Source organism: Parasphingorhabdus cellanae, assembly GCF_017498565.1.
In the GTDB taxonomy this organism is placed as follows: Bacteria; Pseudomonadota; Alphaproteobacteria; order Sphingomonadales; family Sphingomonadaceae; genus Parasphingorhabdus; species Parasphingorhabdus cellanae.
The window spans coordinates 3615599-3630445 of the sequence record NZ_CP071794.1; the positions used below are offsets into that span (position 1 = coordinate 3615599).

A 14847-nucleotide genomic window follows, 5' to 3' on the forward strand; every position below is an offset into this window, starting at 1 on the left:
ATTGTAAACCGCCCGGGCCTCGCCTAAGTCCAGTCCATGATTACAACGAACGATATAAGACGCTCTTTTCTGGAATATTTCGCTGATCAAGGACATGAAATTGTGCCTTCATCTCCGCTTATTCCGCATAATGACCCGACGTTGATGTTCATCAACGCGGGTATGGTGCCCTTCAAGAACATCTTCACGGGCGCGGAGAAGAGTAAATATCCCACTGCCACGTCGAGCCAGAAATGTGTGCGTGCTGGCGGCAAGCATAACGACCTCGACAATGTCGGTTATACAGCCCGTCATCACACGTTTTTCGAGATGCTCGGCAATTTCTCTTTCGGCGATTATTTCAAGGAACAAGCGATTCAAAACGCCTGGGAATTGATTACCAAGACGTGGGGCATATCTGCTGATCGGCTGACAGTGACCGTCTATCACACTGACGATGAAGCCTTTGATCTGTGGCGCAAAATTTCAGGTCTTCCTGAAGAGCGCATAATCCGCATTGCGACCAATGATAATTTCTGGTCCATGGGTGACACGGGACCATGTGGACCTTGTAGCGAGATTTTTTACGATCATGGCGGTCATATTTTCGGCGGCCCTCCGGGTAGCCCGGATGAAGATGGTGACCGGTTCGTAGAAATTTGGAACTTGGTGTTCATGCAATATGAACAACATGCTGATGGTAATCGCGTCGATTTACCAAAGCCTTCCATCGATACCGGGATGGGATTGGAACGCGTTGCAGCGGTGATGCAAGGCACGCATGATAATTATGACATTGATCTGTTCAAGGCGCTGATTGCGCAGTCGGGCACATTAACCGGAACAGACACAACGGGTGATAATCAAGCTAGTCATCGCGTTATCGCTGATCATCTGCGCGCATCATCATTCCTGGTTGCCGATGGCGTACTGCCGGCCAATGAGGGCCGCGGTTATGTTCTGCGGCGGATCATGCGCCGCGCCATGCGCCATGCGCATTTGCTGGGCGCGCAAGACCCGCTCATGCACCGTATGGTTGGGGCGCTGACCGGAGAAATGGGCAATGCGTTCCCGGAATTGATCCGCGCGAAACCACTGATTGAGGAGACTTTATTACGGGAAGAAACAAATTTCCGCCGGACTCTCGACAAGGGCCTAAAGCTACTCGATGCCGAAATTGCCGACATGAGTGAGGGCGATACCTTGCCGGGCGCGACGGCATTCAAACTCTACGACACATTCGGATTCCCCTACGATCTCACCGAAGATGCATTGCGAGCGAAATCACTTGGCGTAGACCGCGAAGGGTTTGATGCGGCGATGGCGGAACAAAAGGCTGCCGCTCGGGCAGCCTGGAAAGGGTCCGGGGATCAAGCGTCCGAAGCCATTTGGTTCGATATAGCCGAACGTGAAGGCAGTACAGAATTTACCGGTTATAGTGCAGAGGCAGGTGACGGAATGGTCATTGCGCTGATCAAAGACGGTCAAGAAATTCAGTCTGCTAAAGCTGGTGATACTGTTATATTGCTTACCAATCAGACCCCCTTCTATGGCGAAAGCGGTGGGCAAATGGGCGATAGCGGCTTAGTAACCGGACAAAAAGGCTTCGCCGCCAGCGTTGCAGATACTAGCAAGCCATTGGGTAGGCTCCACGCGCATCATATGACCATAGACAAGGGTGCGGTTTCGGTTGGTGATACTGTTCACCTGGTGGTTGACGCAACCCGCAGAACCGAGCTCCGCGCTAATCACAGTGCTACCCATCTGCTGCATAAGGCACTGCGTCATCATCTCGGTGATCATGTGACCCAGAAGGGCAGTTTGGTTGCGCCAGACCGTCTCCGATTTGATTTTTCTCATCCATCCGCATTGAGCGACGCTGAGATTAAAGCCGTGGAAGTCGATGTGAATGCGCAGGTTCGCGGTAATGGGGCTGTTGTGACGCGCTTAATGAGTCCTGATGATGCGGTTGCTGCCGGAGCGCTGGCCCTATTTGGTGAGAAATATGGCGATGAAGTCCGCGTCCTTTCCATGGGTGTTGAAGATGATACCGACTATTCGGTTGAGCTTTGTGGCGGGACTCATGTCAACGCGCTCGGTGACATAGGATTGATAGTGATCATCTCTGAATCTGCTGTATCGAGCGGTGTTCGGCGGATTGAAGCGCTAACCGGAGAAGCGGCCCGGTTATGGCTTGCTGACCGTGATAACAAATTGAAATCAATAGCATCCGTGTTGAAAACCTCTCCCGACGAAGCAGCCGAAAGGGTGTCTGCATTGGTGGAAGAACGCAAAAAGCTCGATCGTGAGCTTACGGAAGCGAGAAAGGCGCTTGCCTTGGCGGGTGATGGCGGTGGCGCTTCTACCAGTGAAGTTCAGACGATAGGTGACATATCTTTCAGTGGTCAGGTGATTAACGGCCTGAACCCAAAAGAACTTCGCGGTTTGATCGACGAGGCGAAGAAAAAAATCGGTAGTGGTGTCAGCGCTCTTATCGCCGTTAATGACGGACGCGCAACAGTAGCGGTGGGCGTTACTGATGATCTCACCGCTACTCATAGTGCAGTTGAATTGGTGCAATCTGCTGTTACCGCGGTTGGCGGCAAAGGCGGTGGGGGCAGGCCCGACATGGCGCAAGGCGGCGGTCCTGATGGAGCAAAAGCGGATGACGCGATTGCCGCAATCAAGGCTATTCTTGCGGGCTGAGTTTTTCGTCTGTCGCCATGCCGGTATCCAATTCCGATGACTTAAGCTTCGGTTCGATGGTGAGATTACCATCTTTCTGAATTTGGTGGCGTATCTGATCGCGTTTTTCATGTATCGAAGCGATAACAGGCCCCATAGCCACACCGTTTTCAACCAATATAGCTTCGGACAATTGTAACGAGCCCTCCAATGCTTCGGGAACTGCATTGGTTGCACCGGCTTGATAGAGCTCTGCCGCATGATCCGTATCACGGGCGCGAACTATTATTGGGAGATCAGGGACCCAAGCTCGAACGCGTTTTACCACCTGAACCGAAAGAACGGGCTCGTCCATGGTGAGAACCAACGCTTTGGCATGGCCGAGCCTAAGCCGATCAAGCATCTCGTTCCGGGCGACATTACCAAACAAAATGGGATATCCTTCTCGCCTTGCACCTGCAACTACATCAATATTGGATTCGACGGCGAGGTAGTTTTGTTCATGCGCTTTCATCATATCCGCGACCAAACGACCGACTCGCCCAAATCCGATGATGATTGTTTTTTCAGCATCAATGACCTGGTCATCTGTTGCTTGAATATTCTCGCCCCTTAGCTCAATCCGCCGGGCCATGTCATGACCAAATCTAGCCAGTAGCGGTGTGATTGTGAGGCCGATTGCGGTTACGATCTGCCAGAACGCCGCTGTTTGCGGTTGGATAAGCTGTGCTTGCGCGGCGGCAGCCAACACGATCAACGTGGTTTCTGATGGGCTGGACATCAACACGCCGGCTTCTGTTGCTGTACCGGGCCGGGCGCCTGCAAAGCGCAGCAGGCCGCCGGTAACAATTGCTTTGACAACTACCACGCCGACCACGGCAGTGATAAGGCTAGCCCAGTTGTCGAGAATGACTCTGATGTCGATTTGCATGCCGACAGTGATTAGAAAAACACCAAGGGCGAGGCCTTTAAATGGCGCAGTTATGATCTCGACTTCGCCGTGATATTCGGTCTCAGCAATCAATAGTCCTGCAAGGAGAGCGCCAACAATCGGCGAAAGCCCGGTGGCCGCAGTTGCTAGACTGGCAAGAATGATAACTAGCAGGCTGACAGAGAGGAATAGTTCAGGGCTTTTTGTTCGCGCTGCCTGAGCAAAAATACGGGGAAGCAAAAGGCGGCCGAGCACCAACATTCCGGCAACTACGGCTCCGCCAATCAATAACGTCTGCCCCAACTGGTCCCAGCTGGAGTTATTGCTCATGGCAGGTGATATAGCGCCGAGTAGAAAGATGATCGGTACGATAGCGACATCCTCGAACAGCAACATAGCAAGCGCAGCGCGGCCAACAGGGCTTTTTGTACCGGACATCGGCAACACCAGGGCGGTCGAGGAGAGCGCCAATGCCAGTCCCAGTCCAACGGCTCCTTCCCAGCTTTGCTGAGGAAAACCGTAAAGATAAAGTGCGCCGCCGATAAGCGCGCCGGATATTAGCAATTCTGCCGCGCCGACGCCAAAAACCAATTGTCGCATCGACCAGAGACGTTTGAACGATAACTCTAGGCCGATCGAAAATAACAGCAATATAATGCCGAACTCGGCAAAGGGTTCTATGGCCTCTCGATCGTTTATCGTGACAAATTTGAGCCAGTCATATTGTCCGGATAGCGAGCCCAAGCCTGACGGACCAAGCAATACACCCACGAGGATGAAACCAATTATCGGTGTGATCCGAAAACGGGCGAACGCGGGAATGACGATTCCCGCGGCGCCTAATATCACGATCGCGTCAACAAATGCCGGACTGTCGAGAGGTGTATTCATACGACACCTATAACTGAAACATCCGGTTTGTCAGCAAGTCAAAGCGTCATCGGAATTATTTCCAGTTTTCCATTTCTTTTTCGAGATTCGAACGCACGGCTTCAAAAAACTGTTCGGTTGTCATCCAGCTTTGATCGGGACCGATTAGGATAGCCAGATCCTTGGTCATATCGCCATTTTCGACTGTCTGAATGCAAACTCTTTCCAGCGTTTCGGCAAAGCGCGTGACTTCCGGTGTATCGTCGAATTTGCCGCGATAGATTAAGCCTCTGGTCCATGCGAAAATCGAAGCAATCGGGTTAGTCGAAGTCGCTTTGCCTTCCTGATGTTGGCGATAGTGCCGCGTAACCGTACCATGTGCCGCTTCGGCTTCGACGGTGTTGCCGGTTGGTGTCATCAATACTGACGTCATCAGGCCAAGTGAGCCAAAGCCTTGGGCTACGGTGTCGGATTGGACGTCGCCGTCGTAATTTTTACAGGCCCAGACGAATTTACCGCTCCATTTCATGGCGGATGCGACCATATCATCGATCAGGCGATGTTCGTATAATATGTTGGCTTTTTCGAACTTGTCCTTGAATTCTGCCTCGAACACCTCTTCGAACAGATCTTTGAAGCGTCCGTCGTAGGCCTTCATGATCGTGTTCTTGGTAGAGAGATAGACAGGCCACTCGCGATTGAGACCGTAGTTCATCGATGCGCGCGCGAAATCGCGGATTGAATCGTCGAGATTATACATTGCCATCGCAACGCCAGGGGACGGGAATTGGAATACTTCTTCGTCAATTTTGGTGCCATCATCCCCGTCAAAGACCAACCGGAGTTTGCCTGGACCGGGAACCTTGAAATCGGTCGCGCGATATTGGTCACCAAAAGCATGGCGGCCGACCACGATGGGATCGGTCCAGCCTGGAACCAGACGGGGGACATTGTCGATTACGATTGGTTCGCGGAACACCACACCGCCCAAAATATTGCGGATTGTACCATTGGGTGACTTCCACATGCGTTTCAGGCCAAATTCTTCGACCCGGGCTTCGTCCGGAGTGATGGTGGCGCATTTGACGCCAACACCATGTTTGTTGATTGCATTGGCTGCATCAACTGTAATCTTGTCATTGGTATCATCGCGCACTTCGATCGCGAGGTCATAATAATGAAGGTCTACATCAAGATAAGGCTCGATCAGTCTTTCGCGAATCCATTGCCAGATGATGCGAGTCATTTCATCGCCATCAAGTTCGACGACCGGGTTTTTGACCTTAATTTTAGACATAGAAATTTTTCTTTCCTGGAAGCAATGTTGATCGAAGCACTCAGCGGGAGGAATCTAAGATGACGATCTCTTAGCAAAGATCGCAATATGTTCAACCATCTGTTCAAAACTCCCGCGAGCAATCCTGCAAAACTGAAGTAGCAGTATTGTCAGAACAGGACACTGCTCCTAAGGATCACTTATGGCGATAGAAAAATATTCAAACAAAGGCCTTGGCGAAGCCAAATGGTCCTTTCCACCCGTCCACCCTGAAGGCCGCAAATTTGCTGTCATCTCGGCGGCGATTACCGCAGCCTTTGCTTTTTTTGCATGGGAGACTTTGGCTTGGCCCATGGCGGGCATCACGATTTGGGTACTGGCCTTTTTTCGTGACCCAAAACGGGTTACCCCGCTGGACGATAAGTATATCGTGGCACCAGCTGACGGACTGGTAAATTTGATCATGCCGGTCGTACCGCCAGTTGAATTGCAAGGCGATGGTGGTCTCGGTGATGAAGAGCTCATCCGAGTGTCCATTTTTATGAGCGTCTTTGATGTGCATATCAATCGGACGCCAATTGAAGGAACGGTTAAACGGCAGGCCTATATATCCGGAAAATTTTTGAACGCCGACCTGGACAAGGCCAGCGACGAGAATGAACGTCAGCACTTCATGGTTGAACGCAATGATGGCCTAAAGGTCGGTTTTACTCAGATTGCGGGCTTGGTGGCGCGGCGGATCATGTCCTTCGTCAAAGAAGGCGATTTCGTTGCCGTCGGACAGCGCATCGGGCTCATCCGTTTCGGCAGCCGGGTGGATGTTTATCTGCCCAAGGGTACAACACCAAACGTCGTTTTGGGTCAGCGGACCATTGCCGGTGAAACCGTCATCGCCGAAATCGGCCAAATGAAAGAAATTGAAGGCATCGGTCAATGATCTCGGTACCTGTAGTTAAGGATGCATATTTCAACTGATGGCAGATAATAAACGTATTCAACGGCCAGAACGCGGCATTTCTTTGAGGGCTTTTGTGCCCAATGCAGTCACCGCTTTGGCGCTATGTGTCGGATTAAGCGGTGTGCGTTTTGCCTTCATGGAAAATTGGGTGCTCGCCGCCGGTGCGGTTGTTTTGGCCGGAATATTGGATGGGCTGGATGGCCGGATCGCGCGCTTGCTCAACGCCCAAAGTCGTTTTGGGGCAGAGCTGGACTCGCTTTCTGATGTCATCGCTTTTGGCGTGACTCCCGCTCTCGTTATGTTCTTCTGGTCACTGCAGCATATGCCGCAATTTGGTTGGGTGATATCGCTTACCATGGCGGTTGGCTGCGCGCTTAGACTAGCACGGTTCAACGCTCAGATTGATGATGAGGATCAGCCCCATAAATCAGCTGGATTTCTAACCGGTATTCCAGCACCTGTGGCCGCCGGACTGGTCATGCTTCCGCTATATCTTTGGGTGATTACAGAGCAGGAGTTGTTCCGGAATTATTTTGTTGTTGGGCCATGGATCGTCTTGATTGCTTTCTTGATGATATCGAATACAGCGACGTTCAGCTGGTCATCTCTTCGCCTGCGCAAAAATATCCGCCTTGAGGCATTGGCAGGTTTTGCCCTGCTTGGCGTTGCACTAATCAACAATCCCTGGATTACGCTTAGCGCGATCAGTATCGCTTATATTGTCCTGATCCCATTCAGCATTCGAAGCTACGCCAAGGTCAAGCGGCAGCGCGCAATGGAATTTGCTGAAAAGAACGACGCTTTGCGCTCGTCCGATAAGGTGTGATTACGACATTGTGATTGCGCCGCGATATGGCGGTATTTGCCATGTCCGTATGGCCAAGCTCAGCCGCTATCACTGCTCTTATCTTGTCCTGATAGGCATGAAACATCATTCCGATGGTCAAAAGTGAGCCCGCAAGCGCAAGGGCAAAAAAGGAAGCAATTGCGATAGTTAACATGTCAAAACCCCGTATGTTCTTTCTATGAACCTTTAATGTTCTAAATATGTTCTCCTGTCAAATAATATTTTGAAAGGGAGGGATGAGGGTTCTTTTTTAGACCTCAGGCGCCGGGCGGGCCCATCCGGGCCCTTGGCTATCGCGCCAATAAGGCGCGGCGGCCAGTCGGCTTTGCCTTCGCTGCGCTCGGTTATATGGTCTCAAACGAAGCGTTTAGTGTCGCGCTGAACCGACGCATCGCGTCGGCAAGCGCGACCGCGCGCCCGAGCTTATGCGAGGAAAGCCAAGCGGGCGGATGCCCGCGCCCGGCGCCTGAGGTTAATAAATAAAGACTCCCTTCCAAAGTTCACACCATTCACACCCCCATCTCCCCCCGTCATCCCAGCGCAAGCTGGGATCTCCTCGAAACCTGCCGCTCTGCTGCATGGAGATTCCAGCTTGCGCTGGAATGACGATGGCAAAAGACGCGCCCTCAAAGTTCACACAGATCACATGGGTTTCTCCCGGCCTTTCGCCCAACCGTGCTCCGCACCTGATGCGGAGCCCAGGATGGCTGCCACGCCCGTCTACCCTGGGCTCCGGGTCTGCGCCCGGAGCACAGATTGAGAGCTAGCCCCCTGTTCTCACCCTAAAGAATATCGCCCGAGCTTATGCGAGGAAAGCCAAGGGCCTGGATGGGCCCGCCCGGCGTTTGAGGGAATAAATAAAGACTCCCCCGCGCCCGGCGCTTGAGGTTAAACAAAAAACACCTCCCAAAGTTCACACAATTCACACAGCCTCTTGCTTCTCGGCATCCTCGCCTTCCTCCTGCTCATAAAAGCCGCTGCGCTCCAAATACCCGCTGCGCTCGGCCCGTTCCCATTGGAGATCATCCCAGTCCTCACAATCCGCGACATCCAGGTCCGACACATCAATATCCTCCGGCGCCATCGCCTGGATCGTCTCGCGTTCGCTATGGAGAGTGATAGCCGCCAGCAAATCGCTGTTGGACCGCGCATCGCCCGGGGCGCTTGCCGTCCGGCCAGACGCCTCTATCTTGTCCACCAGCTCTGCACAATCCTCGCCTTTGCCAATGCCGTCGAGCAAATCATCAAAATGCTCCGCTGCCACCCGTGCCGGCTTGCCCGCCACATCCAGCCCATCCGCCATCTTGTCGAGCCGCGCCATGGCAGCCAGAAACAAGGGCGCGCTCCAGCGGGTGCGCATGCCCACTTCCTCGCCCTGATGCCATACCGCCTCGTTCCAGCCATTCAGCCCCTTGTCGAGAAGCGCATCCTGATAGATATCGCGCGCATGAATAAGCGCCGCATCCCACGCCCGGGCAAAGGCCCGCGCGTCCGGCCTGCGCCGCAGTTTATACGCGCTCTCGCGCGACAATCCGGTATAGGCGGCCGCGGCCTTCACATTACCGGTTCTTGCCAAAGCTTCGAGAAACACCACCTGCCGGTCCGGCGACCAGCCATCATGGCGCTCCCTGGGCTGCGCCAGATCATCAGGGGCAGGGATATCGGTGAAGCTGTCGTGTGAAGGGAGTTCGGTCATCTATATCGTCCTTGTTCTATAGGGGGAACAGAGAAGATAACCTATCTGGTTATGTGTAGGAAAGGGCGGATGTGGAGCGCTATATCATGGTTGAGCGACGATATGATTTTCACTGATCCCAAACGGTTGATATAATCGTAAACGCCTGTAAATTTGTGCAAATTTACGATCTGATGCGAGTATCTGGGCGATAGGGGCTTTGAAAATGAAGCAAAGCCGTTATGCCTGCCACCTCGTTCATTCCAGGGATCACAATGAAAAAATATATTCTCACTTTGCTGTCGCTCACTACGATCATGACGCCATCGACGGGTTTCGCACAGGAACAACAATCTGCAGAATCGATGATCGATGCGGCCATTGCCAATGGCGATACGGAAGCGGTTGATGCGATTGCAAAATATGCCAATAGTGAAGCGGTTACCGCCAAAGTTGAAGCTTATAAAGCCGATCTGGCAGCTAAAGAAGCTGCGGAAATTGCCGAGAGAAACGAAGCTGGTTTTTTCTCGAACTGGGAAGGCACAGGCGAACTGGGTGCGTTTCAATCCGGCGGTAATACGACGTCTGTTGGTGTGACCGCCGGTGTAAAATTGACCAAAGAAAGTGAGCGTTGGCGCTTCAAGTTCAATGCCCTTGCTGATTATCAACGCACCAATGGTTCCACCACAAGAGAGCAGGGCGTCGTCACATTGGAGCCCAATTATAAATTTAATGACCGCCTCTATGCCTTTGGCCTGGTGCAATATGAACGGGACAGGTTTCAAGGGTTCTCGTCACGCTACACGCTATCAGGCGGCTTGGGGTATAAGCTCATCAACACCGACGCGATGCAATTGGAAGCCAAGGCGGGCCCTGCATGGCGCAAGACGGACCTTGTCGGTGGCGGTTCAAACTCGCGCATCGCAGGCCTGGCGGCTGTAAACTATGCCTGGAAAGTCTCGCCAGCCATTACCTTCAATCAAGACCTGTCGGCTTATGTTCAATCGGGCAATAGCAGTTATAATTCGCTCTCGGCATTGAATGCAAAGCTGGGCGACAAGCTGACTGCGCGGCTGTCTTATCAGGTTGATCATGAAACCAATCCGCCAGCGGGCCTTGAGAAAACCGACACTTTTTCTCGTGCGACCCTTATTTTCGGGTTCTGATTCAACGAATATAGCGTGCGGCTCTTATAATAGCGGTCAATTTGAGCTTGCATTTCGCCGCGCAGCGCTCTAACGGCACGCTCATTCCACATGGAAAGCACTCATACCGGTGCCGATGCCGACCTTTTAGGTCGGTTCAGGTTCTCAGCTTTCCAGAGGCATAACCGGATAAGGAGAAGTACTATGGCGGCCCCTGTCGTCACCCTACAGCAATTGATTGAAGCCGGATCCCATTTCGGCCACCAGACCCACCGCTGGAACCCGAAGATGAAACCATATATCTTCGGTGCCCGTAACGGTGTCCACATTCTTGACCTTTCGCAGAGTGTTCCTTTGTTCGCTCGCGCGCTTGATTTCATTGCCAATGCAGTGTCGTCCGGCGGCAAGGTTCTGTTCGTTGGTACCAAGCGTCAGGCGCAAGAGCCGATCGCAGAAGCAGCGCGGATGAGCGGACAGCATTTTGTGAACCATCGCTGGCTCGGCGGCATGCTGACCAACTGGAAAACCATCTCCAACTCGATTCGCCGGATGAAGACGCTTGAAGAGCAGCTTTCCGGTGACATGGCTGGCTTCACTAAGAAAGAAGCCCTGCAGATGACGCGCGAGCGGGACAAGCTGGAACTGTCTTTGGGCGGTATCCGCGACATGGGCGGTATTCCCGACGTGATGTTCGTGATCGACGCGAACAAGGAAGAGCTCGCCATTAAGGAAGCCAATGTTTTGGGTATTCCGGTTGTTGCGATCCTCGACTCCAACGTTGACCCCAGCAACATCGCATTCCCGGTTCCCGGCAATGACGATGCGGCACGCGCTATTCGTCTTTATTGCGAATCGGTGGCTGCGGCTGCGACCAAAGGCGGCCAGGAAGCGGCTGTAGCATCCGGTAAAGATCTGGGCGCAGAAGTTGCTCCACCAGTTGAAGCGATTGTTTCCAGCGAAGCCAATGCCAGCGCCATGGCTGCTGGTGAAGCGGCTGCGGTTGCAGAGATTGTTGACGCGGCCCCTGCTAAGGAAGCGCCTGCCGCTGAAGAAAAACCAGCGGAAGAAAAACCTGCTGAAGAAGCAAAGGCTCCGGCCAAAAAGCCCGCTGCCAAAAAAGCGCCGGCTAAGAAAGCGGCTGCGAAAAAGGCTCCTGCTAAGAAAGCCGCCGCCAAAAAGGACGACGACAAGAAAGCTGACGATAAGAAAGCCGACGAAAAGGCCTAAGCTTGAAGCGTCTTTGTTCGGTCATATATTGACCGCATAGGAAAATGGCGGGGCGGCATTGGTGCTGCCCCTTCATTTTATTAAGATAACAATATTCCCGCACACGAAAATTGAGGAACTAAGAACATGGCTATTACCGCAGCAGCAGTAAAAGAACTGCGTGAGCGCACCGGCGCTGGCATGATGGATTGCAAAAAAGCATTGAGCGAAACGGGTGGCGACGTGGAAGCAGCGGTTGACTTGCTGCGCACCAAGGGCCTTGCTGCCGCTCAGAAAAAATCGAGCCGGACGGCGGCTGAAGGCCTGGTCGGCGTGGCCGTATCTGGCACCAAAGGCGTTGCGGTCGAAGTAAACAGTGAAACCGACTTTGTTGCGAAGAACGAGCAGTTTCAGGCATTTGTTAGCGGCGTGACCGATGTAGCGCTTGGTTTGGGTAGCGATGATGTCGAAGCTTTGGCTGCGGCTGACTATCCGACAGGCGGTACGGTTCAGGAGACCCTGACCAACAATATCGCTACCATCGGAGAGAATCAGGCTATTCGCCGGATGAAAACCGTGGCGGTTAGCAGCGGAACCGTTGTCCCCTATGTCCACAATGCCGTCACACCCACAATGGGTAAGATTGGCGTATTGGTGGCGCTGGAAAGCACTGCTGGCGCAGATGTTCTTGAACCACTGGGTAAGCAGATCGCGATGCATATTGCAGCAGCCTTCCCATTGGCCTTGAACGCTGATGGCCTGGATCAGGACACAATGGAGCGTGAACGCGCGATTGCTGCTGAGAAAGCGGCTGAATCGGGCAAGCCAGCGAACATCGTCGAGAAAATGGTTGATGGTGCGATGGCAAAATTTGCCAAAGAAAACGCTCTTCTTAGCCAGATTTTCGTCATGGATAACAAGACGCCGATTGCGCAAGTTGTCGAGCAAGCCGGCAAAGATGCGGGCGCTGAGATCAAACTGACTGAATATGTCCGTTTTCAACTCGGTGAAGGCATTGAGAAAAAAGAGGAAGATTTTGCTGCAGAAGTGGCCGCTACTCTCGGTAACTAACTGACTGGATTTGCAGCCATTCTATTGTTTGGCGCATTAACACTTGGCGCAATGGCGCGGACTATCTATGGTCTGCGCCATTGTTGTATCGGGGCCTAATCAAGCGCTATCGCGTTACAGTTAGTGGGATGGATTTTGCATGAAAAGACCAGCGTTTAAGCGCATTTTATTGAAGCTTTCGGGCGAGGCTTTGATGGGTTCGGGTGAATTCGGAATCGATCCGGAAACCGTGAATCGCATCGCGGCCGAAATAAAGTCCGCCAAAGAGGCCGGTTATGAGCTTTGTCTGGTCGTCGGCGGCGGGAATATTTTTCGCGGACTGGCAGCTGCAGCGAAAGGATTTGACCGGACCAGTGCTGACTATATGGGCATGCTGGCAACGGTGATGAATGCCTTGGCAGTGCAAAACGCGCTGGAGCAAATGGGTTGTGATACACGCGTATTATCCGCGATACCGATGGCCAGCGTTTGCGAGCCTTACATCCGCCGCAAGGCCGTCCGGCATCTCGACAAGGGCCGGATTGTTATTTTTGCAGCCGGAACGGGAAACCCCTATTTTACAACCGATACAGCGGCTGCCTTGCGCGCCGCGGAAATGGGGTGTGAAGCGCTGTTCAAAGGAACCAGTGTTGATGGTGTTTACGACGCTGATCCAAAGACAAATCCGGATGCGGTTCGTTATGAAGCACTGAGCTTCGATCAAGTGTTGACCGACAATCTGAAAGTTATGGATGCTAGCGCCGTCGCGCTGTGCCGGGAGAACAATATACCGATTGTCGTGTTTACGATTCGTGAAAAAGGCAATCTTGCGACCGTGCTTGGCGGTGGCGGTACCGCGACGATCGTCGGGGCCGCAGAATAGATTTTAGGAGAATATAGGCATGGCACAATATGATAAGAACGCGCTTGAAAAGCGTATGAAGGCGTCGATCGAAGCGTTGAAACATGACCTGAGTGGTTTGCGGACTGGCCGGGCCAATACGGCTCTGCTCGATAGCATCACTGTTGAAGTTTACGGCGCAAAAATGCCACTTAATCAGGTTGCGACTGTGTCAGTGCCCGAACCGCGCATGTTGTCCATCCAAGTGTGGGATAAAGGTAATATACAGCCAGTAGAAAAAGCGGTGCGGTCCGCCGGCTTGGGTCTCAATCCTATGATCGATGGCCCTAATATCCGGCTGCCAATTCCGGATTTGACTGAAGAGCGGCGCAAAGAGCTTGCGAAAATGACGGGCCAGTTTGCGGAAAAAGCGCGTATTGCCATTCGCAACGTCCGACGCGATGGCATGGATGATATCAAAGCCGATGAAAACAAGAAAGAAATCGGTGAAGATGACAAAAAGCGTTTGGAGACAGAAGTCCAGAAATTGACGGATACTATGATCGAGGAAGCGGATAAGCTTTCATCCGCCAAGGAACAGGAAATCCTGACACAGTGAGGCTGATGCCCGCCAAAAAAGGGTCTGTCGATCCAGATTCAGATATGGGTCAGATTGCTGACCCCACATACGGTGCGCGCCATGTGGCGATCATCATGGACGGCAATGGCCGCTGGGCAAAAAAGAGACATCTGCCGCGCGCGCTCGGGCACAAAAAGGGTGTAGAAACCGTACGCGATATCGTTCGCATCGCGGGTGAAATGGGCATCGAAGCGCTGACGCTCTACGCTTTTTCGTCAGAAAACTGGAACAGACCAGCAGACGAAATCACAGACTTGATGGGGCTGCTGCGCCAATATATCCAATCGGATATTGATGAATTTGACGAAAATGGCATCCGATTGAAGGTGATCGGCAATTACAAAGCGCTTGATAGCGATATTGTCCAGCTGATCGAAAATGCCCTGGAGAGAACCGCAAATAACGACCGGATGACGCTCGCTATTGCGCTCAACTATGGCGCGCAAGATGAAATGCTGCGCGCCGTTAAAGGCATTGCATCAGCCGTCAGAAATGGAGAGATCGATCCGCAAGAGATTGAATTGAGCCATGTCTCCGCTGCCCTGGATACAGCCGAATTACCGCCGCTTGATTTGTTAATCCGTACATCAGGTGAGCTCAGGTTATCTAATTTTCTGCTGTGGCAAGCCGCTTATTCAGAGCTCTATTTTACTGACGCATTATGGCCCGATTTTGATAAACGGGAATTACAGCGTGCTCTAAAATCTTTTGGGGACCGGGATCGCCGTTTCGGTGGCCGTTAAG

11 protein-coding genes and 1 pseudogene are annotated in these 14847 nt (G+C 52.7%); 9 read left to right on the forward strand and 3 right to left on the reverse strand.

The genetic code is table 11. The features are described from left to right. The first annotated feature begins 36 nt into the window (after nucleotides 1-36). On the forward strand, nucleotides 37-2685 hold the full coding sequence (gene alaS, locus J4G78_RS17315) for an alanine--tRNA ligase (protein WP_207987739.1): 2649 nt from the start codon (nucleotides 37-39) through the stop codon (nucleotides 2683-2685). Here alaS and J4G78_RS17320 read toward each other — a convergent pair. Continuing rightward, the gene (locus J4G78_RS17320) at nucleotides 2669-4486 is read right to left on the reverse strand and encodes a cation:proton antiporter domain-containing protein (RefSeq protein WP_207987740.1); all 1818 of its coding nucleotides are present in this window, start codon (nucleotides 4484-4486) and stop codon (nucleotides 2669-2671) included. The two genes, alaS and J4G78_RS17320, sit on opposite strands and share 17 nt — an antisense overlap. 55 nt (nucleotides 4487-4541) lie before the next feature. Next, nucleotides 4542-5762 (reverse strand): NADP-dependent isocitrate dehydrogenase, encoded by a 1221-nt coding sequence (locus J4G78_RS17325; RefSeq protein ID WP_207987741.1) that lies wholly within the window; start codon nucleotides 5760-5762, stop codon nucleotides 4542-4544. Between the two features lie 181 nt (nucleotides 5763-5943). Here J4G78_RS17325 and J4G78_RS17330 point away from each other — a divergent pair, with 181 nt between their 5' ends. Both J4G78_RS17330 and J4G78_RS17335 read left to right on the forward strand, forming a co-directional pair. After that, nucleotides 5944-6678 carry a phosphatidylserine decarboxylase gene (locus J4G78_RS17330; protein ID WP_207987742.1) on the forward strand — a complete coding sequence of 245 codons (735 nt, stop codon included), beginning with the start codon at nucleotides 5944-5946 and terminating at the stop codon, nucleotides 6676-6678. A gap of 37 nt (nucleotides 6679-6715) precedes the next feature. After that, entirely contained in the window at nucleotides 6716-7525 is an 810-nt protein-coding gene (locus J4G78_RS17335) for a CDP-alcohol phosphatidyltransferase family protein (protein ID WP_207987743.1), read from the forward strand. A 943-nt stretch (nucleotides 7526-8468) separates the two neighbouring features. Here J4G78_RS17335 and J4G78_RS17340 read toward each other — a convergent pair. Further along, entirely contained in the window at nucleotides 8469-9242 is a 774-nt protein-coding gene (locus tag J4G78_RS17340; RefSeq protein ID WP_207987744.1) for a hypothetical protein, read from the reverse strand. Between the two features lie 254 nt (nucleotides 9243-9496). Between J4G78_RS17340 and J4G78_RS17345 the strand changes: the two genes are divergently transcribed. The 6 genes and pseudogenes from J4G78_RS17345 (at nucleotide 9497) to J4G78_RS17370 (ending at nucleotide 14846) form a co-directional block, all read left to right on the forward strand. Continuing rightward, complete coding sequence (locus tag J4G78_RS17345) at nucleotides 9497-10387, forward strand: DUF481 domain-containing protein (RefSeq protein ID WP_207987745.1); 891 nt, start codon at nucleotides 9497-9499, stop codon at nucleotides 10385-10387. Nucleotides 10388-10570: 183 nt separating this feature from the next. Next, nucleotides 10571-11317, forward strand: a pseudogene (rpsB, locus tag J4G78_RS17350) (30S ribosomal protein S2); the annotation flags it as partial. A 402-nt stretch (nucleotides 11318-11719) separates the two neighbouring features. After that, the gene (tsf, locus tag J4G78_RS17355; RefSeq protein ID WP_207987747.1) at nucleotides 11720-12643 is read left to right on the forward strand and encodes a translation elongation factor Ts; all 924 of its coding nucleotides are present in this window, start codon (nucleotides 11720-11722) and stop codon (nucleotides 12641-12643) included. A 139-nt stretch (nucleotides 12644-12782) separates the two neighbouring features. Then, a complete protein-coding gene (gene pyrH, locus J4G78_RS17360) occupies nucleotides 12783-13505 on the forward strand; it encodes a UMP kinase (RefSeq protein ID WP_207987748.1) in 723 nt (240 codons plus the stop codon). Between the two features lie 19 nt (nucleotides 13506-13524). Next, nucleotides 13525-14082 (forward strand): ribosome recycling factor, encoded by a 558-nt coding sequence (frr, locus tag J4G78_RS17365; RefSeq protein WP_207987749.1) that lies wholly within the window; start codon nucleotides 13525-13527, stop codon nucleotides 14080-14082. A 5-nt stretch (nucleotides 14083-14087) separates the two neighbouring features. After that, entirely contained in the window at nucleotides 14088-14846 is a 759-nt protein-coding gene (locus J4G78_RS17370; RefSeq protein WP_243457146.1) for an isoprenyl transferase, read from the forward strand. The last annotated feature ends 1 nt before the right edge of the window (nucleotide 14847 follow it).

Bases quoted from the DNA above. Each gene is read 5' to 3' on its own strand.
- alaS (WP_207987739.1), top strand. From the start codon at position 37: ATGATTACAACGAACGATATAAGACGCTCTTTTCTGGAATATTTCGCT.
- J4G78_RS17320 (WP_207987740.1), bottom strand. From the start codon at position 4,486: ATGAATACACCTCTCGACAGTCCGGCATTTGTTGACGCGATCGTGATA.
- J4G78_RS17325 (WP_207987741.1), bottom strand. From the start codon at position 5,762: ATGTCTAAAATTAAGGTCAAAAACCCGGTCGTCGAACTTGATGGCGAT.
- J4G78_RS17330 (WP_207987742.1), top strand. From the start codon at position 5,944: ATGGCGATAGAAAAATATTCAAACAAAGGCCTTGGCGAAGCCAAATGG.
- J4G78_RS17335 (WP_207987743.1), top strand. From the start codon at position 6,716: ATGGCAGATAATAAACGTATTCAACGGCCAGAACGCGGCATTTCTTTG.
- J4G78_RS17340 (WP_207987744.1), bottom strand. From the start codon at position 9,242: ATGACCGAACTCCCTTCACACGACAGCTTCACCGATATCCCTGCCCCT.
- J4G78_RS17345 (WP_207987745.1), top strand. From the start codon at position 9,497: ATGAAAAAATATATTCTCACTTTGCTGTCGCTCACTACGATCATGACG.
- tsf (WP_207987747.1), top strand. From the start codon at position 11,720: ATGGCTATTACCGCAGCAGCAGTAAAAGAACTGCGTGAGCGCACCGGC.
- pyrH (WP_207987748.1), top strand. From the start codon at position 12,783: ATGAAAAGACCAGCGTTTAAGCGCATTTTATTGAAGCTTTCGGGCGAG.
- frr (WP_207987749.1), top strand. From the start codon at position 13,525: ATGGCACAATATGATAAGAACGCGCTTGAAAAGCGTATGAAGGCGTCG.
- J4G78_RS17370 (WP_243457146.1), top strand. From the start codon at position 14,088: ATGCCCGCCAAAAAAGGGTCTGTCGATCCAGATTCAGATATGGGTCAG.